The sequence below is a fragment of the Paracoccus sp. TD-10 genome (assembly GCF_048270675.1).
GTDB lineage: Bacteria > Pseudomonadota > Alphaproteobacteria > Rhodobacterales > Rhodobacteraceae > Paracoccus > Paracoccus pantotrophus.
Map to the genome: position 1 here is coordinate 2,157,270 of NZ_CP182418.1, position 15,348 is coordinate 2,172,617.

Sequence of the window (15,348 nt, forward strand, 5' to 3'; positions counted from 1 at the left end):
CGGAGCCTGCCCATGACCATCCTGACCCGACTTGCACCGCTTGCGCTCATGCTGGCCGCATCGCCCGCGCTGGCGGAAATGCCCGAGGGAATCAGCCATTTCACCCTGGATAACGGCCTTGAAGCCGTGGTGATCGAGGATCATCGCGCCCCGGTCGTCGTACAGATGCTGTGGTATCGCATCGGCTCGGCCGACGAGCAGCCGGGCAAGTCCGGCATCGCGCATTACCTGGAGCACCTGATGTTCAAGGGCACCGACAAGCTGGGACCGGGCGAGCTTTCCAGGACCGTGACCGCCAATGGCGGCATGGACAACGCCTTTACCAGCTATGACTTCACCACCTATTTCCAGCGCATCGCCAGCGACCGGCTGCCGCTGATCATGGAGATGGAAGCCGACCGCATGGCCAATCTGAAGATCGGCGAGGACGACTGGCAGGCCGAGCGGCAGGTGGTGCTGGAGGAACGCTCGCAGCGCACCGACAGCGACCCCGGCGCGCAATTCGCCGAGGAACGCAGCGCCGTGCAGTTCTACAATCACCCTTACGGCCGCCCGGTAATCGGCTGGCGGCAGGAGATGGAGGGGCTGACGCGCGAGGACGCCATCGCCTGGTATGACGCGCATTACGCCCCGAACGCCGCCGTTCTGGTCATCGCCGGCGACGTGACGGCCGAGCAGGTCCGGGAGCTGGCGGAAGAATATTACGGCCTTATCCCGCCCAAGCCCGATGCCGCTCGCAAGCCGCGCCCGCAGGAACCGATCCAGCGCTCGCCCCGGCGGATCGAGCGGGTGGATGCCCGCGTCGCCCAGCCGGTGATGATCCGCAGCGTGATCGCACCCGAACGCAACCGGGGCGAACAGCAGCAGGCCGCGGCGCTGACCGTGCTGGCCAACCTGCTGGCGGGTTCCAGCCAGACCTCGGTCCTGGCCCGCGACCTGGTTCTGACCGGCAAGGCGCTTTACGTGAATGCCTCCTATGACGGGTTCGCGGTCGATCCGACCACCTTCGCGATCTCGATGGTGCCGGCGCCGGGCGTGTCGAATGCCGAGGCCGAGGCGGCGCTGGACGCGGCGCTGGCGAAATTCCTGGCCGATGGCCCCGATCCCGCGCAGCTGGAGCGGGTCAAGACCCGGATCCGCGCCGGCCGCGTCTATGCCCAGGATTCGGCGCATGGCCGGGCCTATGACTATGGCCAGGGCCTGGCCACCGGCCTGACCGTCGAGGACGTGAACGACTGGCCCGACATCCTGGCCGCCGTCACCCCCGAGGACATCCGGGCCGCCGCGAAACTGGTGCTGGAAAGCCGGGCCAGCGTCACCGGCTGGCTGCTGCCGCCGCCGGAGGCGCCGGTCGAGGCCCGCGCCGATTCCGCGCCCGAACCGGTCTCTGCCGATACCGCCAATCCGGGAGAAGCCGAATGATCCGCGCCCTTGCCGCCCTTGCCTTCGTCGCGCTGGCCGCGCTGCCGGCCAGCCTTCAGCAGGCCCGCGCCATCGAGATCCAGCAGATCACCTCGCCCGGCGGCATCACGGCCTGGCTGGTCGAGGATCACTCGATCCCCTTCACCGCGCTGTCCTTGATGTTCCGGGGCGGCGCCAGCCTGGACGCGCCGGGCAAGCGCGGCCAGATCAGCCTGATGACCGCGCTGCTGGAAGAAGGCTCGGGCCAGATGGACTCGGTGCAATATGCCGAGGCGGTCGAGGGGCTGGGCGCACAGAACCGTTTCGATGTCGGGGACGACGCGCTGACCGTCAATGCCCGCATGCTGACCGAGAACCGCGATGAGGCGGCCGAATTGCTGCGCCAGGCACTGGCCGAGCCGCGCTTCGACCCCGATGCCGTCGAACGGGTGCGGGCGCAGCTGCAGGCGGTGATCCGCGCCGAGGCGACCGACCCGAACGCCATCGCCAGCAAGGAGCTGGCGCGGCAGGCCTGGGGCGAGCATCCCTATGCCAGCTCGATCAACGGCACCGCCGAATCGGTGGCGGCGCTGAGCCGCGACGACCTGATCGCGGCCAAGGACCGCGTTCTGGCCCGCGACCGCGTGGTGGTGGCGGCCGCTGGCGATATCAGTGCCGAGGAACTGGGCCGGCTGATCGACAAGGTGCTGGGCGGGCTGCCCGAGCAGGGCTCGGCCCCGCTGCCGGACAAGGCCCGGCTGCAACTGACCGGCGGGGTAACGGTGATCGACTGGGACAGCCCGCAGACGGTGGTCAGCTTTGCCCAGCCCGGCCTGCCCATGTCCGACCCGGATTACTTCGCCGCCTATGTCGCCGATCACATCCTGGGCGGCGGCGGCTTTTCCTCGCGGCTGATGGACGAGATCCGCGAAAAGCGCGGGCTGACCTATGGCGTGCGCACCGGCCTTGCGAACGGCGTCTATGGCGAGACCTGGCAGGGCGGCATGGCCAGCGCCAACGACAAGGTGGCCGAGGCGGTCGGCCTGATCCGCCAGGAATGGGACCGGTTCGCCCAGGGCGGCGTGACGGAAAAGGAACTGGCCGATGCCAAGACCTATCTGACCGGCGAATATGCGCTGCGCTTCGACGGCAACGGCAAGATCGCCGGCATTCTGGCCGGGATGCAGCTGATCGGCCTGCCGGCGGATTACGTCAACACCCGCAACGGCAAGATCGAGGCGGTGACGGCCGCGGACGTGCAGCGCGTCGCCAAGCGCCTGCTGCATGCCGGCCAGATCCGCTTCGTTCTGGTCGGCCGGCCCGAGGGTATCGACGCCACCAATTGACGAATCCTTTCCCGGCGCAGCGGGAAATGCTAGATCTGGGGGCATGAACAATCACGACCCCCAGATGCGCCCCGTGATCCGGCAGCTGGACGAGGCCGCCGCCAACCGCATCGCGGCGGGCGAGGTGGTCGAGCGCCCGGCCTCGGCGGTCAAGGAACTGGTCGAGAATGCGCTGGATGCCGGGGCCGCGCGGGTGGACATCGCCATCGCCAAGGGCGGCAAGGCGCTGATCCGCGTCAGCGACGACGGCTGCGGCATGACGGCCGAGGATCTGCCGCTGGCCCTGGCCCGGCACGCGACCAGCAAGATCGACGGCAGCGACCTTCTGGACATCCGCAGCTTCGGCTTTCGCGGCGAGGCGCTGCCCAGCCTGGGCGCGGTGGGCCGGCTGTCGATCACCAGCCGCGCCGCCGGCCATGACGGCGCGCAGATCGCCGTCACGGGCGGGCGCATCGGCCCGGTCAAGCCCGCCGCCGGCAATCGCGGCACCGTGGTCGAGCTGCGCGACCTGTTCTTTGCCACCCCGGCGCGGCTGAAATTCCTGCGCTCGGACCGGGCCGAGACCCAGGCCGTGGCCGAGGTCGTCCGCCGCCTGGCCATGGCCGAACCCTATGTCGGCTTCACCCTGACCGACGAGGACGAGGGCCGGGTGCTGTTCCGCGCCGATGCCGAGCAGGGCGAGCTGTTCGGCGCCCTGCAGACCCGGCTCGCGCGCGTCATGGGTCGCGAGTTCATCGACAACGCCCTGCCCATCGACGCGACGCGCGACGGCATCACCCTGACCGGCTTTGCCGCGCTGCCGACCTATTCGCGCGGCGCGGCGGTGGCGCAGCATCTTTACGTCAACGGCCGGCCGGTGCGCGACAAGCTGCTGACCGGGGCGCTGCGGGCGGGCTATATGGACGTGCTGGCCTCGGGGCGGCATCCGGCAGCGGTACTGTTTCTGGCCTGCGACCCGCACCAGGTCGACGTGAACGTGCATCCTGCCAAGGCCGAGGTCCGGTTCCGCGAACCCGGCATTGCCCGCGGGCTGGTGGTTTCTGCCTTGCGTCACGCGCTGGCGGGGGCGGGGCATCGCAGCTCGTCCACCGTGGCCGCGGCGGCGCTGGGAGTGGCGCGGGCGGAACCCGTTTCCGAGCCGCCGCGCCGCTATCAGGCGCATTACGGCCCCGCCCGCCCCTCGGCCCCGGCCATCGCCGCCAGCCTGGCCTTTCAGGCGCCGGGTTTCGCCGAGGCGCCGACCGCAAGGGTCGAGCCGGAGCCCGAAGCGTCGGTCGAGGCGCCGCTCGGCGCTGCCCGCGCGCAATTGCACGAGAACTGGATCATCGCCCAGACCGCCGATGGCATCGTCATCGTCGACCAGCATGCCGCGCATGAGCGGCTGGTTTATGAGCGGCTGAAGGCGCAGCTTGATGCCAGCGGCATCGCCAGCCAGGCCCTGCTGATCCCCGAGATCGTCGAGCTGTCCGAATCCGAGGCCCAAAGCATCCTGGCCATCGCCGAGGATCTTGCCGCGCTGGGGCTGGTGATCGAGCCCTTCGGCGGCGGCGCCGTGGCGGTGCGCGAGGTGCCGGCGCTGGTCCAGCGCCTGGACGCCCGGCGGCTGATCCGCGACATCCTGGACGACCTGGCCGATCAGGGCGCATCGGACCGGCTGCGGGCGCGGGTCGATGCGGTGCTGTCCTCGATGGCCTGCCACGGCTCGGTGCGCTCGGGCCGGCGCATGTCGGCGGAGGAGATGAACGCACTTCTGCGCGAGATGGAGCGGGTGCCGAAATCCGGCCAATGCAACCACGGCCGCCCGACCTGGATCGAGTTGAAGCTGGCGGATATCGAGCGGCTTTTCGGGCGATGATCGCCTCGCACCGGCATCGCTATGTCCTTGTCCATATTTCGAAAACCGGCGGCACCGCGCTGGGGTTGGAGATGCGTGTCGGGCAAGGATGACATCATCCCGTCCGACACGCCCAAGGGCCGCAACCGCCGCCGCGTCAAGAACCTGGCCACGCGCGTGCGGTTGTCAGAGCCTTCGACGATGGCCGATATTCAAGGCCCGGTCGATCCAGCCGCCCTGGCGGATTGCCTGGTCTTTACCCTGGTGCGGCCCCCCCCTGGGTGCAGGCGCCGAGCGATCATTCCTGGCTGGGCGGGCGGGGCTTTGCGCCCCTCTCGGTGCGGCCGGCCGAGGCGGCGGGCTTTGCCGATTTCCTGCGCGACCCGATGACGCAGGCGCGGCTGTCGATCCCGACGCGGCCTTACCTGACCGGACCGCAGGGCGAATCCCCGGCGCCCTACCCGAAGCTCGAACATCTCAGTGCCGACCTGCCCCGGCTTGAGGCCCGCTTGGGCTTTTCCCCGCACCGGCTGCCGCATGAGAACCGCCCGGACCATGGCGATTGGCGCGCGGCCAAGGACGCCGAGACGGCCGGCATCGTCGCATGCCCCGCGGCCGAGGGCATCGCCCGCTTCAGCCATCGCTTCGATCCCGATTGACCCCGGCGCCGCTCGGGGCGACAAATGGATAGTCCCGGAGGTGCCGCCATGCTGGAAATCAGCCCCGAAAAGATCGCCCATGTCATCATCCGCGCCCGCGAATACGACAGCGGCATCAACCCCTGGGCGCATAGCGGGCATCGCAAGGGCCATGGCACGCAGACCGAACTGGCCGAGTTCATCGCCAGCCTGAACGAGGACGAGCAGGCCAGCCTGGTCGCGGTGATGTGGATCGGCCGCGACACCTTCGGCCCCGAGGATCTGGACGAGGCGATCGAGACCGCCAAGGCCGAGCGCAGTACCCCCACCGAGGACTACCTGATGGGCGAGCCGCAGCTGGCCGATTATCTGGAAGCCGGGATGGAGGCGCTTGGCATCTCGCCCGAAGATGCCGAGGACGCGTTGCAGCGCCCGGTCTAGCCATCCGGTCCCTGGCAAGGAACAGCGGCGATTCCGCACCACACCAGCGACGGCCAAGGACTGCGAAAGCGGTCGCAGGTTCCCCGGCCCCGGTCCGGCCGCATGACCGGGACCGGCGGTCGCCGCCCCGCCCGGCAATCGGGCGCCTGGGCCCTGGCCAGGTTGCGAAGGCGCGCCCGCCGTCAGTCCCGCGCCAGCCGGATCAGTTCGCCCGCATCGGTCAGGACCAGCAGCGCCCCGTCCGGCGCCAGTTCGATGTCGCGCACCCGGCCGATGCCTTCCAGCAGGCGCTGCTCTCCGGTCACGCGGTCGCCCTCGATGCGCAGCCGCACCACCGCGCCGGCCTGCAAGCCGCCGATCAGCGCGTCGCCTTGCAGTTCCGGGAACATGGCACCCTGATAGAACAGCATGCCGCTGGGCGCGATCACCGGATCCCAGTAATAGACCGGCTGCTCCATCCCCTCGCGCTGGGTGATGCCCTGGCCGATTGGGGCGCCGCTGTAATCCTGACCATAGGTGATCACCGGCCAGCCATAGTTGCGCCCGGCCTGCGGCAGGTTGAGCTCGTCGCCGCCCTGCGGCCCGTGTTCGACGGTCCATAGCCGGCCCTGCCCGTCCAAGGCCGCCGCCTGGATGTTGCGATGGCCCCAGGACCAGATTTCGGGCCGGGCCTGCCCGTCTCTGAACGGGTTGCCGGGCGCGGGGCTACCGGTGACGGGGTCGATGCGCAGCACCTTGCCCAGATGCGTGCCCAGATCCTGCGCCAGTTGCCGCGGCTCGGGGCGCGAGCGTTCGCCGGTGGTGACAAACAGCTGGCCCTGCCGGTCGAAGACCAGGCGCGAGCCGAAATGCAGGGTCGAATCCCAGGCCGGCTCCTGCCGGAAGATCACCCGCATCTCTTCCAGCGCGGTGCCATCGGCCGACAGCCGACCGGTGCCGACCGCGGTGGCGTTGCGGCCATTGCCGCGCGGCTCGGAAAAGCTGAACCAGACCTGCCGCGTCCGGTCGAAATCCGGGGCCACCGCCACGTCCAGAAGCCCGCCCTGGCCGCGGGCATCGGCCTCGGGCATGCCCTGGATCGGCTGGGACAGCTGGCCATCACGGTACAGCCGCAGCGTGCCGGTGCGTTCGGTGATCAGCAGGCCGCCATCGGGCAAAAGCGCCATGCCCCAGGGATTGCTGAGCCCGCGGATCAAGGGGGTCCGGGCCATGGGGATCTGCTGGCGGATCTCGGGGGCGCGGGTCTGGCCCGGAAAGGCCGGGCTCTGCCCGCTGGCATTCGGCGGGCGGTCGTTCAGCTCGGCCAGCGCCGGCGGGGCGGCAAGGCACAGGGCAAGGCTGGCGGCAATGGCGGCGGGTCGCGTCATCATGGTCGCATCCGTCTGACTGGGGTTTGCGGCCCAACGTCCCGGCCGCCGCTTGCGTTCCCGGCCGGGGTCAAGGCGCGGTCAGATGGTCCCGGAACAGCGCCGCTGCCCTGCCCCAAGCCCCCTCGTCGATGCGGTCGAGGCGCTTCAGAACCGGCAACAGCTGCCCGGCATAATCCAGCGCGCTTTCGCGCGGCAAGAGCGAGGGCAGGTTGTCGATCGCCATCACGTCCAGCGGCGGGTGCGCGGCGACACGGACCACCGGCCGGTGCCAGTCGGTCGCGCGATCATAGACCTTGACCGGGTTGAAATCGCTGGAGGGATCGCAGGCGACGTCACCGATCACCGTCAGCGCCCGGCCGGGCCCGACCGCCTCGGGCGGCACCAGAACCGGGGTCTGCGGCCCGGCCAGGATGCAATTGACGAACAGCTCATGCGCCAGGATCTCGGGGAAGGGGCCGCCGCCGGCCGTCTCGGCCATGTCCCATTTCGTGACCCGCACCCCCATGCGGCCCAGCAGGTCCGAAGCGCCGCTGCCCACCCTCCCCAGCGCGCCCACCACGATGGCATGCGGCCGCGGCGCGCCGGTCGCGTCCAGCTCGGCCCGCAGCTCGTCCAGCATCGCCTCTTGCGAGGGCCAGGCGGCGACCGGCCCGCAGAGGCTGCCGCGCCGCTGCGCCGCCCAGGCCTTCAGCGAGACCGCTGCCCCGGCGAAACCGGCCCAATAGCCGAAGGCCGCCAGCCGCCGGCCGCTTTCGTCGGTCAGGTATTCCAGGTCATAGAGCGCGCCGCCGCCGTCGCGAAACCGGCGCAGCAGCGCCAGCCCGGCCGGCTGGCCCTTGTAGGCATGGCCGAACATGATGTGGCGATGCGCCAGGGGCGTGCCGTCCTCGGGCAGTTCCTTGAGGCCAAAGACGATGGCCTCGGCCGGGGCGCCGGGCCATGAAGCCGCGGGCGCGATCTCGGCCCCGGCCGCGGCATAATCGGCGACGGGCAGGACACGATGCGGGCTTTCCTCGACCGTGACGCGAAAGCCCTGCGCGATCAACTCGCCCACGCCTGCCGGGGTGATGCCGACCCGCTGTTCATTGGCGCGGCTTTCCGCGCGGACCCAGAGATGAACCATACGCACCCTCCTTTCCGGTCGAGGCTAGGGAAATGGCGCCTGTACGGCAAGCGAGGGCCGCCTGGCGCCGCGGAACGGTCCCTGTCCGGCCGCGTCGATGCGGGTGACGGCCTGGGCTATGGGCTCGACGATCACCGCCATGGCGAAGGCGGTGGCATGGATCATGCGCTCGCCGTCCAGCGCCAGGGCGACGTGACCGGGCCAGAACAGCAGGTCGTTGCGGCGGATCGCGCCGTCGGCCGGGGGAAAAGCGGCTTCCTGCATGTCGCTGTCGCCGGGACAGGGCACGGCGCAGGCCGCCAGCGCAGCCTGCGCCAGGCCCGAGCAGTCGATGCCGCAGCGGCTGTTGCCCCCCCACAGATAGGGCGTGCCCAGGAAACGCTCGGCCACCGCGGCGGGGTCGCGCTCGGCCCGGTCCGAGATATGCTGCGCCGGCACCCAGCCGCCCTGCGCCAGCCGGGCGAAGCCGTCCCGCATGGCGACGACCGTCAGCCGCGCGCCCAGCGACAGCCGCATCTGCTCGGGGGTTTTCATGTCCGGCTCGGCATAGACATGGGTGGCCGGGGCGCTGACCCGGTGGGTGATGGCCGGCATCTGCCGGCTCAACCCCTCGGCCCGGACCCAGCCGCAATAGCCGTCGGCCGCCGCCTGCACGAAGGCCCAGCCCTCGGCCTGTTCCAGCTGCACCAGGTCGGCGCCGAAATTCAGCTGGCGGTCGCGGGCGCCGCAGGGCGCGCGGCACAGATCGGCCAGCGGCGCGGCCAACCGCATCGGCTGCCCGGGCGTATAGGCCGGACGCTCCAGGATGCCGCGCAGGGATTCCAGCGCGACCCGCTCGGTCGCCGGGGTCAGCCGGCGGTCGGCAGGCGCGGTCATCGCAGGATTTCCGGCAGGGCGTGCAGGATGGCGCGCATGGCCTGGCCCGCCCCGCCCTTGGGCCGGCCAGGCGCGGCGCTTGGCTGCCAGCCATAGATGTCGAAATGCGCATAGGCCCGCGCCCGACCGGCAAAGCGGCGCAGGAACAGCGCAGCAGTGATCGCCCCGGCAAACCCGCCCGAGGGTGCATTGTCCAGATCAGCGATGGCCGGCTCGATCATCGCCTCATAGGGTTCCCAGAAGGGCAGGCGCCAGACCGGGTCGCCATGGGCCCGGCCAGCGCCCTGGATCGCGGCCGCCAGCGCGTCGTCGTCGCAGAAGAAGGGCGGCAGTTCGGGGCCAAGCGCCACGCGGGCGGCGCCGGTCAGCGTCGCCATCGACACCAGCAACTCCGGCGCCTCCTCCTCCGCCAGCGCCAGCGCATCGGCCAGCACCAGCCGGCCCTCGGCATCGGTATTGTTGACCTCGACCGTCAGGCCCTTGCGGCTGATCAGGATGTCGCCGGGGCGGAAAGCATTGGCAGAAATGGCGTTTTCCACCGCCGGGATCAGAATGCGCAGCCGCATGTCGCGATGCAGGCCCAGCCGGGCCAGGGTCTCGGCCAGGCCCAGCACATTGGCCGCGCCGCCCATGTCCTTCTTCATCAGCGCCATCGAGGCGGCCGGCTTGATGTCCAGCCCGCCGGTATCGAAACAGACCCCCTTGCCGACCAGCGTCAGCCGCGGCCCCTCGCCCGGAAAGCGGATGTCGATCAGCCGCGGGGGCTGCGCGCCGGCCCGGCCGACGGCGTGGATCATGGGAAAGTTGCGAGTGATCAGATCGTCGCCGCCAATCACCTCGATCCCGGCGCCATGCCGCAGGGCCAGGTCGCGGGCCGCCTGTTCCAGCTCGCCCGGCCCCATGTCCGAGGCCGGGGTGTTGATCAGGTCGCGCGCCAGATACTCGCCCGCGGCCATGGCGATCAGCCGGTCGCGGTCCAGCCCCTCGGGACAGACAAGGCGGGCGCCGGGCGCCTCGATCCGCTTGTAGCGGTCAAAGCGATACTGCGCGAAAAGCCAGCCCAGGGCGCCCAGGCCCAGATCGAAATCCTGGGGGAAATTCGCCAGATGCCAATTGCCGGCAGGCAGCACCTCGGCCGCCCGCGCCAGCGCAAAGCGTTCGCGCGCGGGGCGATCCGCGGGCTGGGGGCCAAGGCCGAACAGCGCGCCGCCAAGCCCGCCATCCGGCAAGGGAAGCAGGCAAACCTGGCCGGGCTTGGCCGCAAAACCCTGCGCCTTGGCCCAGGTCGCGGCCAGGGGGCCGATGTCGGGGGGCAGATCCGGCCCGGCATCGCCCGACCGGACCAGCCAAAGCGGAAGCGAGGGGGCATCGGGATCGGCAAATCGGGGTATCATCGGCATTTTCGTGACCTTCTGTCCTTTGCGGCACCCTAACGCCCCGGCCAAGGGCTGCAAGGGCGCGTTCGTTCAAGGGGATTCCGGCGAATCCCACAGCTGGGTCAACGACCGGTTGCCGATCCGCTCAAGCCTGCGGGTGGTGGCAGCAAGCGCCGGATCGTCCTGGCGTTCCGCGCAAGCGCCGACATCTATGGCGACACCGGCCAGGGTGACGAGCCCGACCTGCCAAGCCAATCGCGAAAGCTGGTCGGCGTTGGCGACGACGACCCCCAGGTCGCCCCGCTGCGAGGCTGCCACCGTGCGGCCGAGCGCAAGCGCAAGCTGTTCCAGCGCCGCACCGATAATCCGGCCCGCCGCGGGTTCCCCCAGTTCACGAACGATCTGTTCAAGCCTTTGCACGTCGATCCGAACGGTCTCGTCCATGCTCAGAACTGCAATCTTCGTCATTCCCGCTCCCATCTGGGCTTTCTGTCGCGCCGAGGCGCAAGCTGGCACCAATCCATCAAGAAAAGGTTATGCAGCGCGCGCTAAACCACTCGAACTTTATCGGTTCAGCCGCTATCACTCTTGCGATCGGTAGATGAGGATAGGAATGAAAGAAGCACGTCCACTGCCGCTGTATCTGGTCCAGCGCTACCACGGCTGGCGCGCCACAGCCTTTGTCGAAAATCGTGTCTGGTATCGCCGCCTGGCCGAGGACGGCCAGCATCCCCGCGCCATGGTCATCGCCTGTTGCGATTCGCGCGTTCATGTGACCTCGATCTTCGGGGCGGATACAGGTGAGTTCTTCATTCACCGCAACATCGCGAATCTGGTTCCGCCCTATGCGCCGGACGGCGAGCAGCATGGCACCTCGGCCGCGGTCGAATATGCGGTGAACACGCTCAAGGTCGCCCATGTGGTCGTGGTGGGACACACCAATTGCGGCGGCGTGCAGGGATGCCATGCCATGTGTTCCGGCCATGCGCCCGAGCTCGAGGAAAAATCCAGCTTTGTCGGCCGCTGGATGGACATCCTGCGACCGGGTTACGAGCGCGTGGCGACGCTGCCGCCCGAACAGCAGATTCGCGGGCTCGAACGGCAGGCCGTCCTGGTTTCGCTTGAAAACCTGATGACCTTTCCCTTTGTGAAAACCGCAGTCGAATCAGGGAACCTGTCCTTGCACGGAGTCTTGCACGACATCGCCGAGGGAACGCTGGAACAATACGATCATCAGGCTGGGGGATTCACGCCGGTCATCTGAGTCCGCCCGCCGCACCGACATCGGCCGGTTGCAGATGCGGCCGGGAAAGTCCGGCCTCGGAAGCGCAAAGGCCCTGCGCCGAGTGGTTGTTCCGGTTCAGTTCACGATGAATTCGGCATGCAGCGCCCCAGCGGCATGAACCGCCTTCAAGATATCAATCATGTCGCGGGGCCTGATGCCCAGGGCGTTGAGCCCCGCGACCACCTCGGACAAGGATGATTCACCGGATATTTCGGCAAAGCCGATCCCCGGTTCCTGGGTGATTTCGGCCTGCGTCCTGGGCAGAACCACGGTTTCTCCCGGAGAGAAGGGATTCGGCTGCGACACGACAGGTGTTTCCCGCACCCGCAGGGTCAGGTTGCCCTGGGAAACCGCCACCCGCGAGATGCGCACATCCTCGCCCATGACAATAGTGCCAGATTTGTGATCGATGACGACGCGAGCGGCTGTCTCGGGCTCGACGGTGATATTCTCGATCTGTCCCATAAGCCGCGCCGGGTTGACCCGGCCCAAAACGGTCGAGTCGATCACGATGGTTCCCGAATCGACAAGCTCGGCCAGTCCACGTCCCAGCGTGCGATTGATCGCAGCCTCCACGCGGGCTGCTGTGGTGAAATCGGGATTCCTCAACGCCAGGCGCAGGTTTGTCATCTGCGAGAAATCGAAGGCCACCTCCCGCTCCACCCGCGCGCCCGAGGGGATGGTTCCTGTTGTCGGCACGCCTTGGACGACCGAGGCGGCTGCACCGGAGGCTTCCGTTCCTCCAGCCAGAACCGAGCCTTGCGCTACGGCGTATATTTCGCCGTCTGCCGCGCTCAGCGGCGTCATGACCAATGTGCCACCCAGCAGGCTTTTCGCATCGCCTATCGCGGCCACGCTGACATCGATCTGCGAACCGGCACGCGCAAAGGGCGGCAGGGTCGCTGTGACGATCACCGCCGCCACGTTCTTGGGCCGGAATGCTTCGTCAGTGACATTAACGCCCAGTCGTTCCAGCAATCCGGCCATGATCTCTTCGGTAAAAGGCGAGTTTCGCAAGCTGTCGCCCGAACCGCTCAGACCGACGACAAGGCCATAACCGACCAGATCGTTGCCCCGGACGCCGTCGATATTAGCCAGATCCTTGATCCGGACCGGCGCTGCGAGTCCGGGAGCGGCAAGGCCGAACAGGATCAGCAGAAGGCATAAAAACCTCATGACAGGTAGTCCGCGAGGCTGAGACGGGAAAGCCGAACCGTGATGGCATAGAGACTTTGAATCTTTGCTTCTGTTTCCTCCAAGGCAGTGGCGGTCTCAGCGGGGTCGGCACCGATCATGTTCGTGCGCGCGATGGATAGCGTTGTTGTTTCGGCCGAGTTTCTGGCCTGCGCCTGGGTGACGGCGGCTTGTTGTTGGCCCAGATCGGCGCGGGCAGCAGTCAATCCGATCGTTGCCTTGGCCAGTCGGACCCCGGCTTCGGAGAAAAGATCGCGCAAGGTCTTTGCGTCCATTGCCGGCCCGGCTTCCGAAGCATAGGCGATCATGGCCATTCCCTTGAGCGTGTCGCGCAGTTCCACCGAATTGGCCGAAAGATTGCTGTCGATCCGATGATCGGGCGAAATCAAGAACCGGGTACTGCCGTTATCGCTACCCCGGTAGACCGTGTCGGAAAAGCCCCCAGCCCCCTGTGGCGCAGCGAACCATGCGTCGATACGGTTTGCGATAGCCGCCGCCGTGGTCGCGCCAGAGACCGCGGTATTCAGCTCCGCGAGGATCGTTTCAAAACCGGCCAGTGCCGGACCGTCGGTCCGGTTGCCTGCAAAAAGATGTTGCCCGACGCTGGTGGTGTTCAGGGTAGCAAGCATAGACTGGAAATCCCGCTTGATGCTGTCGGCACGCGCCCTCAGGTCATGCTCGTCCAGAATATTGGGCTCCGTCAGCAACCGGGGGCCGAGATCGTCCACGACATCGTGGATCTGCCCGAGCGCGGCCTGCATGCCGGCCAGCCGGGTTTGCGCTTCCGATGCGTTTTGCTGGAACGTGGTCAGCAGCTTCAGTCGGGATTCGATATGCGAGATCCCCGACAGATCCCCGCCCAGCGTCTTGGGAATATCCGATTTGTCCCCGGTCATCATTTCCTGGGTCAGCCGGTCCAGCCTGGCTTTCAGCCCCTGCTGCCCAAGGCGGAGTTGATAGGAACGGGAAAGATCGCCGATGGAATGAAAAGCGGTCATGTCAGCCTCAGGATAGTATCCAGCATGTCATTTGCGGTCTGAAAGACCTTGGCATTGGCGGCGTAGGCACGCTCCAAAGCGAGCAGGCTTTCCATTTCCTTGTCGCTGTCCACCCCCTCCGCCAGAAGGGCCGATTGGAGACCAGATTGACGCGAGCTGCTTTGCATGGCGCTGGCTTCGGCTCGGATACGATTCGTTGCAACAGCCGAAGACAGGTCTGCCGAAAGGCCCTGCAGGCCGCGTGGTGCGTCGGACAAGCTGGCCGAAGCCGGCGAACGCGTGGTCGAAATTGCCATACCGAGCCGATCAAGCAGCGCGCTTTCTCCCGAACTGCCGGGGTCGATCGCATTTATACCCGCGCGGATCCGCCAAAGTTGTCCGCCCGTTTCGGGGTTTGCCGCCCGGTTAACCGCAATGCGGCTGGCGAAGCCGGTTTCATCGGCAGAGCTGAAAGCGCCCTGGGAATCCGTGAACAGCCCTGGGTCGCCTGGATTCAGGGAAGGGTCGATCGCCGGATCGGACAACCTGTCGTATAGATCGCGGGCGAAAGCGTCGATCTGCTGCTGGTAAGCCGGGGCAATCTGGTCGCGAATGACAAAATTCGCTTCCAGACTGCCGCCGTTCCACATGGTTTTCTGCGGGTCGCCAAGTGGCTTGCCGTTCAGCGTCAGCGCAGAAAGCGCGCCGCTGGCCGCGGTCATATCGGCAGTGATGCCGGAGACGGCGTCGAAGCCGATCCTGGCCGGCTCGGTGCCGTCCAGCAGGATGGCGCCGCCGGATGTGAACAGGGCAACCCGGCCATTTTCACGCGATACCTCCTTGATAGGCACGATATCCGATACGCTGTCTATGATCGCCTGTCGCGCGTCCATCAGCGACGAGGCATCCTTGCCCTGCGCGGTTACGGTGACGATCTGCGCATTCAGTTTCGCCACCTGTTCAAGCGCGGTGTTCAACCGCGAAACGTCATTCTTGATGGCCTGTTCCGCCTTGCCACGCTCGGCCTGGATGGTGGCGGAAATGCCGTTGACCTTGTTTGCCAGGACCGTGGCCGTATCCAGCACCGTCGCCAGCCGTGCTTCGCTGTCGGGCCTTGCGGCCGCACGGGTCAGCGCGGATTCGAAGTCGGTGAGAGTTTGGACCAGCGAGGATGCCTCGGTCCCGGTGCCGAAGGCCTGTTCCATGGTGGCGTGGAAGGCCGCCACGGTCCGGGTTGAACCGACATCCGCCAGAGCCAGGCGATTGTCGGCGATCAGCCCCGCCGTGACCGTTCGGCTGACGCCATCGATGCTCACGCCGCCACCGCGTTCTGCCAGGCGCGAGGACAGGTCGAGCTCTCTGCGCCCGTAGCCGGGCGTCAGCGCGTTCGCAATGTTGGAGGACACGACTTCCGTGCCCCGCGAAGCCGCGGTCAGCCCTGAAACGGCATTGGAGATGGCGGATGAAAGGCTCATTTACAAACTCCG

Annotated in this window: 14 protein-coding genes; 6 read left to right on the forward strand and 8 right to left on the reverse strand. The window is 67.8% G+C overall.

The genetic code is table 11. From position 1 onward, the window contains the following. Positions 1-12 precede the first annotated feature (12 nt). The 5 genes from ACNKFW_RS10720 to ACNKFW_RS10740 all read left to right on the forward strand — a co-directional run bounded on the left by ACNKFW_RS10720 (position 13) and on the right by ACNKFW_RS10740 (position 5,660). Positions 13-1,422, forward strand: coding sequence for a M16 family metallopeptidase (locus tag ACNKFW_RS10720; protein WP_418024364.1), 1,410 nt, complete (start codon positions 13-15; stop codon positions 1,420-1,422). Then, positions 1,419-2,747, forward strand: coding sequence for a M16 family metallopeptidase (locus ACNKFW_RS10725; RefSeq protein WP_024844039.1), 1,329 nt, complete (start codon positions 1,419-1,421; stop codon positions 2,745-2,747). Before ACNKFW_RS10720 ends, ACNKFW_RS10725 begins: the two co-directional genes overlap by 4 nt. Positions 2,748-2,790: 43 nt before the next feature. Further along, the gene (gene mutL / locus ACNKFW_RS10730; protein ID WP_418024367.1) at positions 2,791-4,602 is read left to right on the forward strand and encodes a DNA mismatch repair endonuclease MutL; all 1,812 of its coding nucleotides are present in this window, start codon (positions 2,791-2,793) and stop codon (positions 4,600-4,602) included. A 260-nt stretch (positions 4,603-4,862) separates the two neighbouring features. Further along, on the forward strand, positions 4,863-5,240 hold the full coding sequence (locus ACNKFW_RS10735) for a hypothetical protein (protein WP_418024369.1): 378 nt from the start codon (positions 4,863-4,865) through the stop codon (positions 5,238-5,240). A 48-nt stretch (positions 5,241-5,288) separates the two neighbouring features. Further along, positions 5,289-5,660: a DUF3775 domain-containing protein gene (locus tag ACNKFW_RS10740; RefSeq protein WP_024844050.1), complete on the forward strand. Its 372-nt coding sequence runs from the start codon at positions 5,289-5,291 to the stop codon at positions 5,658-5,660. 182 nt (positions 5,661-5,842) lie between these two features. Here ACNKFW_RS10740 and ACNKFW_RS10745 read toward each other — a convergent pair whose 3' ends face one another. The 5 genes from ACNKFW_RS10745 to ACNKFW_RS10765 all read right to left on the reverse strand — a co-directional run bounded on the left by ACNKFW_RS10745 (position 5,843) and on the right by ACNKFW_RS10765 (position 10,873). After that, positions 5,843-7,030: a PQQ-dependent sugar dehydrogenase gene (locus ACNKFW_RS10745; protein WP_418024371.1), complete on the reverse strand. Its 1,188-nt coding sequence runs from the start codon at positions 7,028-7,030 to the stop codon at positions 5,843-5,845. 67 nt (positions 7,031-7,097) lie between these two features. Then, positions 7,098-8,153, reverse strand: coding sequence for a saccharopine dehydrogenase (locus ACNKFW_RS10750; RefSeq protein WP_024844042.1), 1,056 nt, complete (start codon positions 8,151-8,153; stop codon positions 7,098-7,100). 24 nt (positions 8,154-8,177) lie between these two features. After that, positions 8,178-9,029, reverse strand: coding sequence for a C40 family peptidase (locus ACNKFW_RS10755; protein ID WP_024844043.1), 852 nt, complete (start codon positions 9,027-9,029; stop codon positions 8,178-8,180). Further along, positions 9,026-10,423 (reverse strand): leucyl aminopeptidase family protein, encoded by a 1,398-nt coding sequence (locus tag ACNKFW_RS10760; RefSeq protein WP_024844044.1) that lies wholly within the window; start codon positions 10,421-10,423, stop codon positions 9,026-9,028. Before ACNKFW_RS10760 ends, ACNKFW_RS10755 begins: the two co-directional genes overlap by 4 nt. Before the next feature lie 72 nt (positions 10,424-10,495). Then, the gene (locus tag ACNKFW_RS10765; RefSeq protein ID WP_024844045.1) at positions 10,496-10,873 is read right to left on the reverse strand and encodes a hypothetical protein; all 378 of its coding nucleotides are present in this window, start codon (positions 10,871-10,873) and stop codon (positions 10,496-10,498) included. A gap of 145 nt (positions 10,874-11,018) precedes the next feature. Here ACNKFW_RS10765 and ACNKFW_RS10770 point away from each other — a divergent pair, with 145 nt between their 5' ends. After that, positions 11,019-11,669 (forward strand): carbonic anhydrase, encoded by a 651-nt coding sequence (locus ACNKFW_RS10770; protein WP_024844046.1) that lies wholly within the window; start codon positions 11,019-11,021, stop codon positions 11,667-11,669. Positions 11,670-11,765: 96 nt separating this feature from the next. Here ACNKFW_RS10770 and ACNKFW_RS10775 read toward each other — a convergent pair whose 3' ends face one another. The 3 genes from ACNKFW_RS10775 to flgK are packed head-to-tail and all read right to left on the reverse strand — an operon-like array spanning position 11,766 to position 15,336. Continuing rightward, positions 11,766-12,866, reverse strand: coding sequence for a flagellar basal body P-ring protein FlgI (locus ACNKFW_RS10775; protein ID WP_028709775.1), 1,101 nt, complete (start codon positions 12,864-12,866; stop codon positions 11,766-11,768). Beyond that, positions 12,863-13,882 carry a flagellin gene (locus tag ACNKFW_RS10780; protein ID WP_418024374.1) on the reverse strand — a complete coding sequence of 340 codons (1,020 nt, stop codon included), beginning with the start codon at positions 13,880-13,882 and terminating at the stop codon, positions 12,863-12,865. The genes ACNKFW_RS10775 and ACNKFW_RS10780 overlap by 4 nt, the downstream gene beginning before the upstream one ends. Next, positions 13,879-15,336: a flagellar hook-associated protein FlgK gene (gene flgK, locus ACNKFW_RS10785; RefSeq protein ID WP_418024376.1), complete on the reverse strand. Its 1,458-nt coding sequence runs from the start codon at positions 15,334-15,336 to the stop codon at positions 13,879-13,881. The genes ACNKFW_RS10780 and flgK overlap by 4 nt, the downstream gene beginning before the upstream one ends. Between the last annotated feature and the right edge of the window lie 12 nt (positions 15,337-15,348).